Annotated in this window: 17 protein-coding genes and 1 tRNA gene; 7 read left to right on the top strand and 11 right to left on the bottom strand. The window is 49.4% G+C overall.

Annotation, left to right across the window (positions count from 1 at the left end; translation table 11 throughout):
- Positions 1–12 precede the first annotated feature (12 nt).
- The gene (locus HV477_RS04035) at positions 13–459 is read right to left on the bottom strand and encodes a YccF domain-containing protein (protein ID WP_001261222.1); all 447 of its coding nucleotides are present in this window, start codon (positions 457–459) and stop codon (positions 13–15) included.
- A 123-nt stretch (positions 460–582) separates the two neighbouring features.
- Here HV477_RS04035 and helD point away from each other — a divergent pair, with 123 nt between their 5' ends.
- On the top strand, positions 583–2,637 hold the full coding sequence (gene helD, locus HV477_RS04030; protein WP_079899244.1) for a DNA helicase IV: 2,055 nt from the start codon (positions 583–585) through the stop codon (positions 2,635–2,637).
- Positions 2,638–2,672: 35 nt separating this feature from the next.
- Here the strand turns inward: helD and mgsA are convergent, their stop codons facing one another.
- Positions 2,673–3,131 carry a methylglyoxal synthase gene (gene mgsA, locus HV477_RS04025; protein ID WP_000424187.1) on the bottom strand — a complete coding sequence of 153 codons (459 nt, stop codon included), beginning with the start codon at positions 3,129–3,131 and terminating at the stop codon, positions 2,673–2,675.
- Between the two features lie 94 nt (positions 3,132–3,225).
- Entirely contained in the window at positions 3,226–3,888 is a 663-nt protein-coding gene (locus HV477_RS04020; protein ID WP_000847719.1) for a DUF2057 family protein, read from the bottom strand.
- 173 nt (positions 3,889–4,061) lie between these two features.
- Here HV477_RS04020 and HV477_RS04015 point away from each other — a divergent pair, with 173 nt between their 5' ends.
- Positions 4,062–4,475: a CoA-binding protein gene (locus HV477_RS04015; protein ID WP_001537782.1), complete on the top strand. Its 414-nt coding sequence runs from the start codon at positions 4,062–4,064 to the stop codon at positions 4,473–4,475.
- A 44-nt stretch (positions 4,476–4,519) separates the two neighbouring features.
- On the opposite strand, the gene hspQ is transcribed toward HV477_RS04015, so the two are convergent.
- Complete coding sequence (hspQ, locus tag HV477_RS04010; protein WP_000561983.1) at positions 4,520–4,837, bottom strand: heat shock protein HspQ; 318 nt, start codon at positions 4,835–4,837, stop codon at positions 4,520–4,522.
- Positions 4,838–4,894: 57 nt separating this feature from the next.
- Entirely contained in the window at positions 4,895–6,106 is a 1,212-nt protein-coding gene (rlmI, locus tag HV477_RS04005) for a 23S rRNA (cytosine(1962)-C(5))-methyltransferase RlmI (RefSeq protein ID WP_000140480.1), read from the bottom strand.
- Positions 6,107–6,320: 214 nt separating this feature from the next.
- On the opposite strand from rlmI, the gene HV477_RS04000 reads away from it, so the two are divergent.
- Genes HV477_RS04000 through yccX form a run of 3 tightly spaced genes read left to right on the top strand, consistent with a single transcriptional unit; the run spans position 6,321 to position 8,004 of the window.
- Positions 6,321–6,869 (top strand): YbhB/YbcL family Raf kinase inhibitor-like protein, encoded by a 549-nt coding sequence (locus HV477_RS04000; RefSeq protein ID WP_000859416.1) that lies wholly within the window; start codon positions 6,321–6,323, stop codon positions 6,867–6,869.
- A 25-nt stretch (positions 6,870–6,894) separates the two neighbouring features.
- Positions 6,895–7,674, top strand: coding sequence for an AraC family transcriptional regulator (locus HV477_RS03995; RefSeq protein WP_000548080.1), 780 nt, complete (start codon positions 6,895–6,897; stop codon positions 7,672–7,674).
- Positions 7,675–7,722: 48 nt separating this feature from the next.
- Positions 7,723–8,004 (top strand): acylphosphatase, encoded by a 282-nt coding sequence (gene yccX, locus HV477_RS03990; RefSeq protein WP_000072884.1) that lies wholly within the window; start codon positions 7,723–7,725, stop codon positions 8,002–8,004.
- Here the strand turns inward: yccX and tusE are convergent.
- Both tusE and yccA read right to left on the bottom strand, forming a co-directional pair.
- Positions 8,001–8,330: a sulfurtransferase TusE gene (gene tusE, locus HV477_RS03985; protein WP_000904446.1), complete on the bottom strand. Its 330-nt coding sequence runs from the start codon at positions 8,328–8,330 to the stop codon at positions 8,001–8,003. The two genes, yccX and tusE, sit on opposite strands and share 4 nt — an antisense overlap.
- Before the next feature lie 86 nt (positions 8,331–8,416).
- A complete protein-coding gene (gene yccA, locus HV477_RS03980; RefSeq protein WP_000374046.1) occupies positions 8,417–9,076 on the bottom strand; it encodes an FtsH protease modulator YccA in 660 nt (219 codons plus the stop codon).
- 394 nt (positions 9,077–9,470) lie between these two features.
- Here yccA and HV477_RS03975 point away from each other — a divergent pair.
- A tRNA-Ser gene (locus HV477_RS03975) sits at positions 9,471–9,558 on the top strand.
- A gap of 136 nt (positions 9,559–9,694) precedes the next feature.
- Here HV477_RS03975 and pipA read toward each other — a convergent pair.
- Positions 9,695–10,375: a type III secretion system effector protease PipA gene (pipA, locus tag HV477_RS03970; protein ID WP_023204320.1), complete on the bottom strand. Its 681-nt coding sequence runs from the start codon at positions 10,373–10,375 to the stop codon at positions 9,695–9,697.
- Between the two features lie 221 nt (positions 10,376–10,596).
- Complete coding sequence (gene pipB / locus HV477_RS03965; protein WP_001123026.1) at positions 10,597–11,472, bottom strand: SPI-2 type III secretion system effector PipB; 876 nt, start codon at positions 11,470–11,472, stop codon at positions 10,597–10,599.
- 217 nt (positions 11,473–11,689) lie between these two features.
- Between pipB and HV477_RS03960 the strand changes: the two genes are divergently transcribed.
- Positions 11,690–12,010, top strand: coding sequence for a hypothetical protein (locus HV477_RS03960; protein ID WP_077907596.1), 321 nt, complete (start codon positions 11,690–11,692; stop codon positions 12,008–12,010).
- A gap of 9 nt (positions 12,011–12,019) precedes the next feature.
- Here the strand turns inward: HV477_RS03960 and sigE are convergent, their stop codons facing one another.
- Positions 12,020–12,361, bottom strand: coding sequence for a type III secretion system chaperone SigE (gene sigE, locus HV477_RS03955; protein ID WP_000444720.1), 342 nt, complete (start codon positions 12,359–12,361; stop codon positions 12,020–12,022).
- 16 nt (positions 12,362–12,377) lie between these two features.
- Positions 12,378–14,063, bottom strand: a complete 1,686-nt coding sequence (sopB, locus tag HV477_RS03950; protein WP_079899245.1) for an SPI-1 type III secretion system effector inositol phosphate phosphatase SopB — start codon at positions 14,061–14,063, stop codon at positions 12,378–12,380.
- Between the last annotated feature and the right edge of the window lie 139 nt (positions 14,064–14,202).

The following is a 14,202-nucleotide window of genomic DNA, read 5'->3' as shown; positions in this document are numbered from 1 at the left end:
TATTTGTCCCGATCATTCAAAACGGCGGCGCGCGTTAGCTTCTCGCGCGGCGCGAGCGGTTTCTACAGAGACGACGCGGCGACCGACAGGCCAAAGCGCAATCGCGGCAATTTTAAAGTTCGCAATACCGACAGGTATCCCGATGATAGTGACACACTGCGCGATACCGGAGGCAATGTGCATCAGGCATAGCCACCAGCCGAAAAAAAGTAACCAGAAAATATTCAGCAAGGTACCGCCAGTATTCATTAATACGCTTTTCGCCGCCGGATTAAGTTCGTCAACGTGAATGGCTTCATTACCGTAAGGGAACAGGGACAGTTTGGTTATCTCCCAGCAGGAGCGGGTCAACGGCAGGGTAAAAATAAGCACAATACTGACCAGCGTCGCCAGCAGCCAGGCCAGCGTAGTGGCAAAGCCGCCCAGTACAAAGTTTAAAATATTCAGAACGGTACGCATAAACCCTCAGTTCATTCCGGTTTTCTATCACTGCGGGCAATTGTAACGTTTTTTTAGACTGGAGCACGTTTTCTCTGGCGGTTACACTGATAAGCACATCTTTACGTCTGGATTCGCTGAGTCATGGAACTGAAAGCAACTTCTCTTGGAAAACGTCTGGCGCAACACCCGTATGATCGTGCCGAGATCCTCAACGCTGGGGTGAAAGTGTCTGGCGACAGGCATGAATATCTTATTCCATTCAATCAGTTATTGGCGATTCACTGTAAGCGTGGGCTGGTATGGGGCGAGCTGGAGTTTGTCCTGCCGGAGGATAAAGTCGTGCGTTTGCACGGTACCGAGTGGTCGGAAACCCAGCAATTCCATCGCTATCTGGACGCGCACTGGCGTCGCTGGAGCCAGGAGATGAGTGATGTCGCCGCGCAGGCATTACAGGAGCAATGGGCGCGTATTAGTGAGCGAACGGGCGGAAACCAATGGCTTACCCGTGAACGCGTTCGGGGGCTGGAACACGAAATTCGCCAGACGTTTGCCGCCTTGCCGCTGCCGGTCTCACGTCTGGAGGAGTTTGCTCACTGTCGCGAGATATGGCGTAAGTGTCTGGCATGGTTACAGGATAGCGAGGGAAGTCGGCAGCAGCATAATCAGGCGTATGCTGATGCCATGCTGGAAGCGCATGCCGACTTTTTTACGCAGATAGAATCCTCTCCGCTTAATCCTTCCCAGGCCAGGGCGGTGGTTAACGGCGAATCATCGTTACTGGTACTGGCGGGCGCGGGAAGCGGTAAGACCTCGGTGCTGGTGGCGCGCGCGGGTTGGCTGTTGGCGCGCGGACAAGCCGATGCGGGGCAAATTCTTTTACTGGCGTTTGGTCGCAAGGCGGCAGAAGAGATGGATGAGCGTATCCGCGAGCGCTTACATACGGAAGAGATTACTGCCCGTACGTTCCATTCGCTGGCGCTGTATATTATTCAGCAAGGCAGTAAAAAAGCGCCGGTTGTCAGTAAGCTGGAAAGTGACGCCACCGCGCGGCATCAGCTATTTCTGCGCACCTGGCGTCAGCAGTGTAGCGAGAAAAAAGCGCAGGCCAAAGGCTGGCGTCAGTGGCTGGAAGAGGAGATGCAGTGGGCGGTGCCGGAAGGTAATTTCTGGGACGATGAGACATTGCAGCGGCGTCTGGCCCCTCGCCTGGATCGTTGGGTCAGTTTGATGCGTATGCACGGCGGCGCGCAGGCAGAAATGATCGCTGGCGCGCCAGAGGAGTGCCGCGAGCTGTTTGGCAAACGCATTAAGTTGATGGCGCCGCTGCTGAAGGCCTGGAAAAGCGCATTGAAAGCGGAAAATGCCGTTGATTTCTCCGGGCTGATCCATCAGGCAATGGTGATCCTCGAAAAAGGGCGTTTTATTAGCCCGTGGAAGCATATTCTGGTCGATGAATTTCAGGATATTTCCCCGCAACGGGCGGCGCTGTTAGAGGCGCTACGCAAGCAGAATAGCCAGACTACGCTGTTTGCCGTTGGCGATGACTGGCAGGCGATTTACCGTTTTAGCGGGGCGCAGCTCTCCTTAACGACGGCGTTTCATCAGACGTTCGGCGAGGGCGAGCATTGCCACCTGGACACCACGTACCGTTTTAACAGTCGGATTGGCGATATTGCCAATCGCTTTGTACAGCAGAATCCGCACCAGCTTAAAAAACCGTTAAATAGTCTGACCCCTGGCGATAAAAAAGCGGTTACGTTATTGGATGAAAGCCAGTTGGACGCGTTACTGGATAAATTATCCGGCTATGCGAAGGAGGATGAACGTATCCTGGTGCTGGCGCGCTATCACCATCTGAAACCCGCGAGTCTACAAAAAGCGGCGACTCGCTGGCCGAAGTTACAGATAGACTTCATGACTATCCATGCCAGCAAAGGCCAACAGGCCGATTACGTGATTCTTGTCGGATTGCAGGAGGGTAACGACGGTTTCCCCGCCCCGGCGCGAGAATCCATTATGGAAAGTGCGCTTCTTCCTCAGGTTGAGGATTTTCCGGACGCTGAAGAGCGGCGTTTGTTATATGTGGCGTTGACGCGCGCGCGTGCGCGGGTCTGGCTGCTTTTCAATAAAGATAATCCCTCGCGCTTTGTGGAGGCGCTTAAACAGCTGGATGTGCCAGTGGCGAGGAAGCCCTAAAGCGCGGGCGGTACAGCATCCCGCCCGCGTAGCGGTTATTTCAGGCGCTCGGCCAGATAACGCGCATAATCCGGAATAAGAATATCTACAGCGTCATTAAAATGCGGGGACTGGATGATAAAGTCCGCCGTTGAGACGTTAGTGGCGACAGGGATATTCCATACGGTGGCCAGACGCAGTAGCGCTTTGACATCGGGGTCGTGCGGTACCGCGTTAAGCGGGTCCCAGAAGAAAATCAACACGTCGATTTTCCCTTCTGAAATGAGTGCGCCAACCTGCTGGTCGCCGCCCATCGGGCCGCTCAGCATCGCATTAACGTCCATACCGGTTGCGCGCTGGATCAGATTCCCCGTGGTGCCGGTTGCATAAAGAACGTGTTTTTCCAGCAACGGCTGATGGCGTTCCACCCAGTTCATTAACATCTGTTTGCAGTGGTCGTGAGCAACCAACGCGATATGTTTGCGCGTCGGCAAGGTGCGAGTCGTCAGTTCCATAATTCGATTCCGTAGTTAACCTGTCTACAGATTACTGGAAGCGCTTGATGCTGCAAGAGAAAGAGAAAAAAATTGCGCGCTGGGACAACTCATATCAAGAGGGCGGCTGTTTTTCCGCCCATTGCAGAAAATGATGGCGTGTCTGCGGGTCGGCCAGTCGGAACCAATATTTCAGCCGCTGTTCTGTCAGAGTTTGTGATTGCGGCGGTACGGTATCAAGCTCTGAGACGTCGGAAAGTAATGTGCTGTCGTCTGCCATCATCGTGGCGAACTGAGGAAGCGAGGCGCGTTTCGCCGATTTATTATAACGCTCGGTCTCTATTTCATAATCGACCACTTTAGCCGTAGAAGTAATGGCCAGAATATCGAGTTTTACCGGAATGGGCATGGCGTCGCCGTCCAAAAGCGCCAGACGCGGCGCCGCGTTAAAATGCGAGGCTTCGCGCTCGTTTTCCAGCCGCGGGAGCTGGAAATTGACCTGACTTATCAGTTGGGTATCGAAACTTATCACCAGCGGCGGAGAAATATAAAGCCGCTCTTCATTACCGGGCAGGCGGATGGTTTTTTCCACCCGGAAAACGAGTTGATGCGGCCCGTTTTCCAGTTCAATGCTCTCTGCGCCGCGTAATAAAGAGCTGGACACCTTTTTGCCGTCCAGCACCAGCAGATCAACCTCATTAGACAAACGGAGCGTTGTGGCAAAAACAGTCACCGGCAAACAGAGAGCAAGGAAGGTGGCTAGCGCGCCGGTTTTCATAAGGTTCTCCTGTCCAAAGGCCGTCTGGCTAATAATGTATCGAAATTTTTCTTAGATCATGTTTACTAACATATAGACATATTTTGGCGTTTTGCTCTCATACATCGGTATGGGATGAATGGTTGCTATGTCAGGTTTGTCGTACACTTTGCAAAACAGCCAGGAGAAAGATGATGAAAGAGACCGATATTGCTGATGTTTTGACGTCCACTCGCACTATCGCGCTGGTAGGTGCGAGCGATAAACCCGATCGTCCAAGTTATCGGGTAATGAAATACCTGCTTGAACAGGGCTACCATGTGATTCCGGTTGCGCCAAAAGTCGCGGGTAAGACATTGCTGGGGCAACAGGGGTATGCCACGCTGGCGGACATTCCCGAAAAAGTCGATATGGTGGATGTTTTTCGCAACTCTGAAGCTGCATGGGGCGTCGCGCAGGAAGCTATCGCCATCGGCGCAAAAACGCTGTGGCTACAGCTTGGCGTGATCAACGAACAGGCGGCGGTGCTGGCGCGGGATGCAGGCATGACCGTGGTGATGGATCGCTGCCCGGCGATTGAGATCCCTCGCCTGGGGCTGGCGAAATAAAAGTTTAAAAGGCCGGATATCGCTTTCCGGCCTTTTAAATACAATCAGTTACGTAGTCGCGGTGCCTGAAGCTGCTTGCGAATGGTACGCGCCAGTTCATCCATCGATGGCTGTTCTGGATGCTCGTCCCGCATTTCGCTTCGCAACTGGGCCTCGGCCAGATAAGTATGCACTGGCTGACCATCATCATCTTCCATTACCACGTGGTACCACGGAGCGGCGCGAAGTTCGTCGTTAACCGCCAGTTCATCAGGCGACGGCTCATCAAGCGAATATTCCGGGTCGATATCGACGACCACTCCGAGGTAACCTAACAGGGAATGGCGGACCTGTTGGCCGATACCGAATTTGCTGGCTATCATAGTCACCTCCCGGGAAATAGATACCCTTTATATGAGGATACTATTCCACTTTTCAAGTTACATGACGCGACAGGCAAACCCTTTCAGATACAGCCCTTCCGGGTAGGTGGCGATCACCGGGTGATCGGCGGCCTGACGGAACTGCTCTATAAATTGTACATCACGACCGGCATCTATTGCGGCATCGGCAATGATTTTCTGAAATAAATCGCTGGTCATCAGTCCGGAGCAAGAGAATGTCAGCAGTATGCCGCCCGGATTGAGCAGTTGAATCGCTAACATGTTAATGTCTTTATAGCCCCGGCAGGCGCCCATTAACTGGCTTTTATTTTCAACGAATTTGGGCGGGTCCATGATGATGACGTCGAATTTTTCGCCGTGTTCACGGTAAGCGCGCAGCAACTTAAATACGTCGTCGCGCACGAATTCGGCTTTGCTCAAGTCCAGTTGGTTCAGTTCAACGTTTTGCCTGGCGATATCCAGCGCATCCTGTGAGGTATCCACGCTGACAACCTGGCGACAACCGCCCATTAACGCCGACACGGCAAAACCGCCGGTATAAGAGAAGCAGTTCAGTACCCGCTGATTTTCCACGTAGCGGCGCGTCGCCAGACGACTGTCGCGCTGATCAAGATAATAACCGGTTTTGTGGCCGCCCTGGATATCGACCAGCAATTTCATACCGTGTTCTTCAATTGGCAAAAGCGCAGGCGGCAGTTCGCCAGTGACCGGACCTTGCGTCAGCGCCATCCCTTCTTTTTTCCGCACGGCGACGTCGCTGCGATCGTAAATAGCGCAATCCGGATAGCATGTTTGCAGCGCACTAATTAATGCGGCGCGTTGATATTCGGCCCCGGCGCTGAGCAGTTGCAGCACCAAAAAATGACCAAAACGATCGATAGTGACGCCAGGCAGGCCATCGGACTCACCGGCGATCAGACGATAGCTATCCAGGCCGTCTTTTTTCGCCAGCCAGTCGCGCCACTGCTGCGCCTGGCGCAGGCGGCGGGTGAAAAACGCAATATCAATGGATTCTGCTTTATCAAATGTCCAGACGCGCGCGCGGATCTGGGAGGCTGGTGACCAGGCGCCGCGTGCTAACCACTTTCCCTGATGGTCGACGATATCGATAGTTTCACCGAGGTTGGCTTTGCCTTCCAGACGGGATACGGCGCCGGAAAAGACCCATGGGTGGCGGCGGAGTAAAGATTTTTCTCGCCCTTTGCTGAGGACTAAACGGGGATATTGCGGAAATGTAGATTCAGTCATGCGGAGTAACCTCTCACAAACAGTGACGCGAGCCGGATGATAGTTCCAGCCAGGGACCGTGAAAACGAAATGGCGCGTAGGGTAGCACAGATGAGAGGGGCAATCACCAGCGTATGGCGGTGAGCGTTTCTGCACAAAATAGAATCGTAAAGGCACAGTTTCTTCTGCGGACGCTTTTTATAGTGTTATTTCTTTACATGAAGAAGGAAATACAATGAAAACAGTCTTCTCTTTGACCGCAGCCGCAATGATGGCATTGAGTGGCGGCGTATCTGCCGCGTCGGCGTTTAGCCTCAGTAGCGCGGATATTCCGGCGGATTTTCGTTTAACGCAACAGCACGTCTTTAAAGGATTTGGTTGTAGCGGAGAAAATATTTCGCCGCAGCTGAGCTGGCGCAATCCACCTGCCGGAACCAAAAGCTACGCTATTACCGTCTTCGATCCTGATGCGCCAACCGGAAGCGGCTGGTGGCACTGGACGATGGTGAATATTCCTGCGCAGATTCACGACCTGCCGACGGGGGCTGATAAAAAAACGTTACCCGCTGGAGTGGTGCAGGGACGGAATGATTTCGGTTATGCTGGTTTTGGCGGCGCCTGTCCGCCGCCGGGCGATAAGCCTCATCGCTATCAGTTTACTGTGTGGGCGCTGAATACGGCAACACTGCCGCTCGACAGTGAGTCGAGTGGCGCGTTGGTAGGGTTTATGCTTAACGCGCATGTGATTGCGAAAGCAAAATTCACGGCCACATACGGAAGATAAAACAGAGGACGGCACGGTGCAGGAGATGCATATTCGACATCAGGATCTTACGACGGCAGAGGTGCGTTCCAGTCATCTGCACCGTTTGCATCGTGTTACGCTTTTTTCCGCCGCTATCTGCCATATTACGCAGGGCAGTAAAGTCATCATTCAGGATGATAGCCGCCTTGTCGCCGGGCCGGGCGAGTTGATTATTATTCCGGCGAACACGCCGCTGGAGATTATTAATCAGCCTGCGCAGAACGGTTTTCGCTCCGACCTGTTGTTACTTTCACCGGAGATTATTGCTCGCTTTAAAACGATGTACGTTCAGGATTATCCACCGGCAAACCTGACATCGCTGTGTACCCCGATGAGCCGTAGCCTGACATTTATGTGGGAGAACGTGTTGGATGCTGTGCGTCAGGGCTTACCTGTCGGGCTACAGGAACATCAGGCGATGGGGTTACTGTTAGCGCTTTTGCATGATGGCGCGGCGGGACCGCTGCTTATTGAACGGCGTTACACCCTCACGGAGCAGGTGCGGCAACTGATTATGCTCTCACCTGCTAAGCTATGGACAGCCCAGGAGATAGCCCGCCGTCTTGCTATGGGAACATCGACGCTGCGTCGGCGTTTGCAGCGCGAATCGCAGAGTTATCGGCAAATTATTGAAGAGGTACGCATGTCCTGCGCGCTTTCTCAACTGCAATCGACGACGCTGCCGATCGGCGAAATAGCGCTACGGTGCGGCTACCTGTCGGGGTCGCGATTTACGGCCAGATTCCGCCAACATTATGGGTGTCTGCCTAGTCAGGTACGTTAAGTATGTCCTGTATGCGTCTTCACCGTTGATTATGAAAGGAGAACCATCATGTCGAACGTCTGCATTATCGCCTGGGTTTATGGTCGCGTTCAGGGCGTCGGGTTTCGCTATACCACGCAGCATGAGGCGCAGCGGCTGGGGTTAACCGGCTATGCGAAGAATATGGATGACGGAAGCGTAGAAGTGGTGGCCTGTGGCGACGCGGCGCAGGTAGAAAAGCTCATCAAGTGGCTGAAAGAGGGCGGGCCGCGCTCTGCTCGTGTGGACAAAATCCTCACTGAACCGCACAGCCCTCGCGAGACGTTAACAGGCTTTAGTATTCGGTATTAAATACATTTTACCGGCTTGGGCAGACCGGCGATTTTGGTCGCTTGCTTTGCCGGGCCTTTCGGGAACAGACGATACAGATAGCGGCTATTGCCTTTTTCTTCGCCGAACTTATTCGCCATCGCTTTTACCAGCATTCGGATGGCGGGAGAGGTATTAAACTCCAGGTAAAATTCGCGCACGAAGCGCACGACTTCCCAGTGTTCCGCAGAGAGCTCAATGCCTTCATTGGCGGCGATAGCGACTGCCAACGCTTCACTCCACTGCGTCGTCTCTTTCAGATAGCCTTCGCTATCAGTACTGATTTCTTTACCTTCAAAGATCAACATAACGTTTCACTGCGTAATCAACACGGACGGCAGTGTAGCAAAAAATAAAGCCCTGCATAAGCAGGGCTGGAAGAGGGGAATGTCGATTAGTCGCGGCTGGCGAAGCCCAGAATGCTGAGCAGGCTGACAAAGATGTTGTACAGCGAAACGTACAGGCTGACGGTCGCACGAATATAGTTGGTTTCACCGCCGTGAATGATGTTACTGGTTTCATACAGGATAGCGCCCGAGGAAATCAGGATAAACACCGCGCTAATCGCCAGGTGCAATGCAGGCAGTTGCAGGAAAATATTCGCCACCATACCAATCAGCACGACGACGATCCCGGCCATTAACATACCGCCCAGGAAAGACATATCCTTACGGGTGGTCAAAACGTAAGCGGAGCAGCAGAAAAATACTAACGCGGTACCACCCAGCGCCAGGCCAATCACATCGCCCATGCCTGCTGACAGATAGGCGTTAAGAATCGGGCCCAGGATATACCCGAGGAAGCCGGTAAACGCAAAAGCAGACAGGATACCGACCGGCTTATTGGCGGTTTTATAGGTCAGGAACATCAGCCCATACATACCGACCAGCGTCAGAATCAGGCCGGGGGAGGGCAGCATCAGTACCGTACTGGCTGTCGCGGTAATTGCGGAGAAAGCCAGCGTCAGGCTCAACAGAAAATAGGTGTTGCGCAGTACTTTGTGCGTACTCAGTAGCGAGCTACGATCACGCGATGATGTAATGATACGATCCATTAGTCACTCTCTTATGACAGATGTAATTAATAAAGGAGAATAATAAAAACAGTCACTGTCACCCAGTGGTTTTACCCATCTTTACGCATTCGTTTACGTTTAGTTTCCTTTAGAGATTTCAGGTGATTACCGTCGTTAAAACGGTCTGCTCATGCCTGGCGCTACGCCATAAAACAGGCGGCAGCGCCAACCACGCGTTACCGATAAAAAAATCGCTAATCACAGCGGTGAAACAGTGGAGGCGATCAATACGTATTCAGCCAGTTTTGTGTTGAAGAAATGGTCAATGTGCTGCTATTTCAGGCAATTAACAAAGTTTTGCCTGTTTTTCACGCAAACGAACACATTCGGTCTTTACATGACGCACCGGGATGTTTATAGTGCGCCTCATTCCGGAAGTGTGGCCGAGCGGTTGAAGGCACCGGTCTTGAAAACCGGCGACCCGAAAGGGTTCCAGAGTTCGAATCTCTGCGCTTCCGCCAGATTAAACAAGGGGTTACCGAAAGGTAGCCCCTTTGTTTTTTGGGCGCTTAGAATATAGTTAGAAAATACTGCTAGAATATTTCCCGAAAAAAGGGACTACGTGGGTTTTTAGTTTCTTTTCGTTTCCTGATGTGTCTATTTATTGAAGATGTAGACCATTCTGGGAGGTGAAGGATGCCCCATCTCTTTCAGAATAATGTTGGTATATTCGACAACAGGGCCTCTTGGATGATTTTCTTCTTTATCCTGAAGATGGGTCAGTGCATGTACAACTTCATGAATAAATGAACGTTTTGTGTCAAAAAGTTGTCTTCCTTCGTTACTTTCATAATGTTCGGTATATGAATCATCAGAATCGTCCAGATTGAGACAAATAACTTTCCTGCCTTCTGAAAGTTTGAAGTGTTCCTGAGCCACGGTAGTTTCAAAGGCTTCGCCTGCCCCCAGTAGCCAGCGCTGCTCCACATCATGTAGTTCTTTTTCATATGCGTAATTCATCAGTCTGCGGAATGTTTCGCTTTGGGTATACGCATTTTGAAGTACGGAGGATAGTTCATCGTAGCATTCGTCATAAGTGTCGTCATCAATTTCTGTATCAGGGTCTATTCCACCCGCGCCTGAGATAAGGTACTCCACCACACACTCTGGCTCCAGACGGAATTCACTGTTTATGGCAAGGCTGTCATGAGCAAGGCGTAGCCATGAGGGGTTTGGTGCATGTTCGGGAATATCGGGGAAAACAGGTGTATCTGCGGTATTTAATCCATATGTGGATACTCCGCTTTGAGGTATTAATCTGTAGGTGACCGGAAGCATAACTTCTTATTTCCTGACTACAATTATGAATTATTTAAATTAAACAATAATAGTGTTTTTAGTTAATGTGCCACATACAGATAACGCTATGATTCAGACAAAGCCAACAAGTAATACGCTGAAAATGTTATTTATAATGAAACTTAGGGGCGGGGTTTATTTAATAAAACAAGGGGGCCTCTGTTTGAATACTTCTTGTTTATAAAATCCCTTTATCTCGACTAAAATATCGGATGGGGGAAAAGAGTTCTATCATTGTAATCCGGGAGTGGAGTAGGGGTATGTTGACTACCTGTCAGATCGGCTCCTGTTAATGCTTTCGCTAAAGTTAGAGCTATCTTATCTAATTTCGCACCATTTAGTTTGGTGTCAGTTAAGTCTGAGCCGAATAGAATTGCAGCGGTTAAGTTTACACCGGACATGTTAGCGCAAGTCAGGTCTGCGTGAGTCAGGTTTGCTTTAGTCATGTTTGAACCCATTAGATTTACAGCGTGTAGATTTGTACAACACAAATTTGCACCGACTAAATTTACATTAGAAAGATTTGTTTCACGGAAATCTGCATTAGAAGCATCTATTTCTGACAAATCTTCCCCCTGGAAATTTTTATTAGCCAGGTTTACTCCGCGCAGGTTCAGAAAACCACCCTCGGTTATAAGTGAATCAGGCTGTTGTATATTATGTTTACTCATCAGTTTTAACATTCGACATACATTCCAAAATCTCTCACTATCAACTTTATCCGTTACAGTTTTTCCATTTTTGTTCACTTCAATAATGACCATGGGATCCGTATTTTCGGATGCTGCTCCACATGACAGACATATAGTACACCCGTTGACATCCTCCAGAAATATTTTATTACCATCGAAGAAAGCATCTTTATTTACATATAATAATGATGTGGTCAGTTTTCCAATTACCTCCCGAAAGCATCTTTCATTGCTTCTTCTTACTCCACCACAGGTAAAAAAATTGACAAACCATTCCAGTATACCGCGTGGTGAAGTTGCACTTTTCATTGCTTCTTCCGTACCGGTACCGGCCGCATGCAAATATCTTAATATATTTTCTGGGGACGCGTTAGTTATTGGCATTTTGATTCCTTCTTATGGAAGTGAGCCGATTCCTTATAGGTGTGAGTCAAGTCACATTTATACAAGGAATAATAAAAAAAGATATAAGGTGATTTTTGTATTTAGAGCTTTGGTTGAGTATGAGTAGGTGTCTGGCATCTGACAAGAGGCGATGATATCTGCCATAACGGTGAAGCAGAAGTAATATCACCCGTGAATAATAAGATTATCCTTGCTATTGACTTCCTTCATTTCCAGCATAGCTTACGCTTCATCATCATTGAATAAACAATTAAGTTTGTTGAGCGAAAATTTACTTAAAGAAAAAATAATAAGTACCAATATTTTTTGCAGAATTTCAACTTATAGCAGAATAAATGTGCGTAGATGGCGTAAAAACCTGATGAGCAGGAATACTTACACACTAAAAATGCTCCCGCAAACAGAGCAAAATGAGAAAGAGGAACGTTTGCCCCTTACATTTCCACCAAAGATTCTGGTTTTGTCTCTTGTAAAGGGCATACGTATCGCGTTTTATCTCATTAAGAAAGTATGTTGACGTATTAAATTATGCATAATGCTCTTTCAATTGTTTCACGTTTGAAATGAATAATTCAAAACCAGTGAGCGCCTCTTCTTCGGTACTGGTTTGCGGCAAGCGATAAAGCGCCACTAAAGCAGTATTGTCTGCGTCAGCGCCGATAGTGACGGCGCTGGCATAGTTAAGACGTAAAAAATGCTGCAAAGTCAGGATGTCGTCAGGCAATGGCATAAAGGGACAGCACATTTCCAGTGTATGATCGGATTCATTAAAATAAACCTGTATCCCATCATCAATGATGAGAAGTGGCTCATCTTCTGGTGCATCCAGGCCTAACGCGGCATATAAACGATTTAATAGACTTTCCATATAGTTACCTCAAGACTCAAGATGTGATTAATGAAGAAATGCCTTTTACTGACTGCCAAATATTTTCATCCCCAACTCGTTTTTGATAGGAAAGATTGAGCACCTCTGGCGATAAATTTTTCATTACTTTGTTTCCCGCCCCGCCCGTATTTTGTTTCTGAATCTCCAGGTTACCGCTATTCAGTAATACTTTTTGGAAAATTTTCTGTCCACCGCTATCCGGAAGACTACCAGGCGCACTTAACATATGGGTCTGATGTAAGGAAATGATCTCTCGCTTGATTTCTGAATCCATCATCCCTGTACGATCTTTGCCGCTTTTACAATTCCAGGCGGGTACCGCGTCAATTTCATGGGCTAACATGGCAAGGCGTTGTGCGAGTTTATAGGGTTCGCCGCCATCTTTATGATGTTGGTTATTTTTCCATATATCCTTAATCTGGCGCGCTAATGTATTGACGACCTCATAATTATCCGGGTATTGCGCCAGCCATTCGCCAACCCAGCCACCTGGTCTGGCTTCAGGGCGTAAATCATTGCCTAATAACTGATGTAGCGCCTCGGCATTATATCTATCCGATGCCTTAAGGCCAAAGCCGAGCTTGAGCGCCAGCTCATTAACACCCACATTAAATGCGGCGACGTCCGGTTTTATTTTTACCGTCTGTAGATCGCCATCTTTATTGCGGATTTTTAAATGAATCATTTTTCCCGGCTGGGTCAACGATTGCCATGCGCGCATTTGGTCCTCGACCATCGTTCCCTCTTTGCCGAAAATATTCGACGCGGTGAGTAACCCGACGGATACCAGTTTCAGGCTTACCGCCTCGCCCGCTAAGGCTTTGTTAAGCAACTCAGGTTTACTAAAAAGTGCCGCAGTTAATACTTCTTTGGCTTTGTTTTCAGCGCCGACGTGACGCAGAAGCGGATCTTTTTCATGATAGGGGGAAAGCACGCCATGACGTATCCCGCAAAAAAGCGTTTTATCTTTACCGTCCTCATGCACACTCACCGTGGACATCCACAAATTATTGGCGTGATGAATATTCTTGGTATCCCAACTGCATACGCCCTTTCCCTCATAAGCACTGGGAAAGATATCTTTTGCGCCGATTTTCATCTCTGCTGCAGGGAGCTGCGTGTTGGTATAGTGATGCCCGTTATGCGTGAGTGTATTTTTTATGGTTTGCCAGGGCTGGTTATTAAGCTGCTTGACCTGAGCATCTCTAAACGCTACTGCCGCAAAGCGATGAGCTTCTTTTGCAGGTAAGCCATCCTGCTGCTGAGTGCGTGCTGCAATAAGTTCGATAAGATTTTTCTTCAATGCTTTTGCCGCGGCTTCTTCTTGTTTTGTTGCTGGCCGGTCCGCTTTAACTTTGGCTAACTCCATTTGGTTTGCCATTGACGTTAGAACCGGGTCTTGTTTACCCAGAACGGTTGCCGCGACGGTAAGAAGATCGCGCTGTAAGTTATAGAGGTTATGCAGCGAGTGGTTAGACGCCTTCTGATGCTGTAGATAATTCCCCCATGTCGCGCCGGGTTCTCGCAGGACAATAATTTCCGGGCGAACGTCGGGCGCTTTAGCCGGCGCTTTGCCCTGGCCTGAGAGAATCTGCATTCCGTTGTATAAGGTTTTTTGTAGGCTTTTAAAAGCCTCCTGGGTTTTTAGTGAAGCTGAGTGATAGAAGCTCTGTATTTGCATAGCGTTTTTAATATTCCTGAATAGGGGAGTGGGAACATTCAACAGGGTTAACAACCCTTTAAAAGGATGTGACTTTTATGCGCCAGGAACTTTAAAAAAATGTCCTTTTTAATGAGGAAACGCTTCTGATCAGGCGGGG

It is taken from the genome of Salmonella sp. SG203, assembly GCF_013350575.1.
In the GTDB taxonomy this organism is placed as follows: domain Bacteria; phylum Pseudomonadota; class Gammaproteobacteria; order Enterobacterales; family Enterobacteriaceae; genus Salmonella; species Salmonella enterica.
The sequence above is the reverse complement of the archived record's forward strand: the minus strand, read 5'-3'. Positions and strand labels throughout refer to the sequence as shown.

What these genes read in the sequence shown, in the direction of transcription:
- tusE (WP_000904446.1), bottom strand. Translation starts at nt 8,330, where the DNA reads ATGTTGATCTTTGAAGGTAAAGAAATCAGTACTGATAGCGAAGGCTAT.
- HV477_RS04020 (WP_000847719.1), bottom strand. Translation starts at nt 3,888, where the DNA reads ATGAAAACCGGCGCGCTAGCCACCTTCCTTGCTCTCTGTTTGCCGGTG.
- mgsA (WP_000424187.1), bottom strand. Translation starts at nt 3,131, where the DNA reads ATGGAACTGACGACTCGCACCTTGCCGACGCGCAAACATATCGCGTTG.
- pipA (WP_023204320.1), bottom strand. Translation starts at nt 10,375, where the DNA reads ATGCTTCCGGTCACCTACAGATTAATACCTCAAAGCGGAGTATCCACA.
- HV477_RS04015 (WP_001537782.1), top strand. Translation starts at nt 4,062, where the DNA reads ATGAAAGAGACCGATATTGCTGATGTTTTGACGTCCACTCGCACTATC.
- pipB (WP_001123026.1), bottom strand. Translation starts at nt 11,472, where the DNA reads ATGCCAATAACTAACGCGTCCCCAGAAAATATATTAAGATATTTGCAT.
- sopB (WP_079899245.1), bottom strand. Translation starts at nt 14,063, where the DNA reads ATGCAAATACAGAGCTTCTATCACTCAGCTTCACTAAAAACCCAGGAG.
- HV477_RS03995 (WP_000548080.1), top strand. Translation starts at nt 6,895, where the DNA reads ATGCATATTCGACATCAGGATCTTACGACGGCAGAGGTGCGTTCCAGT.
- yccX (WP_000072884.1), top strand. Translation starts at nt 7,723, where the DNA reads ATGTCGAACGTCTGCATTATCGCCTGGGTTTATGGTCGCGTTCAGGGC.
- HV477_RS04035 (WP_001261222.1), bottom strand. Translation starts at nt 459, where the DNA reads ATGCGTACCGTTCTGAATATTTTAAACTTTGTACTGGGCGGCTTTGCC.
- helD (WP_079899244.1), top strand. Translation starts at nt 583, where the DNA reads ATGGAACTGAAAGCAACTTCTCTTGGAAAACGTCTGGCGCAACACCCG.
- hspQ (WP_000561983.1), bottom strand. Translation starts at nt 4,837, where the DNA reads ATGATAGCCAGCAAATTCGGTATCGGCCAACAGGTCCGCCATTCCCTG.
- HV477_RS04000 (WP_000859416.1), top strand. Translation starts at nt 6,321, where the DNA reads ATGAAAACAGTCTTCTCTTTGACCGCAGCCGCAATGATGGCATTGAGT.
- sigE (WP_000444720.1), bottom strand. Translation starts at nt 12,361, where the DNA reads ATGGAAAGTCTATTAAATCGTTTATATGCCGCGTTAGGCCTGGATGCA.
- yccA (WP_000374046.1), bottom strand. Translation starts at nt 9,076, where the DNA reads ATGGATCGTATCATTACATCATCGCGTGATCGTAGCTCGCTACTGAGT.
- rlmI (WP_000140480.1), bottom strand. Translation starts at nt 6,106, where the DNA reads ATGACTGAATCTACATTTCCGCAATATCCCCGTTTAGTCCTCAGCAAA.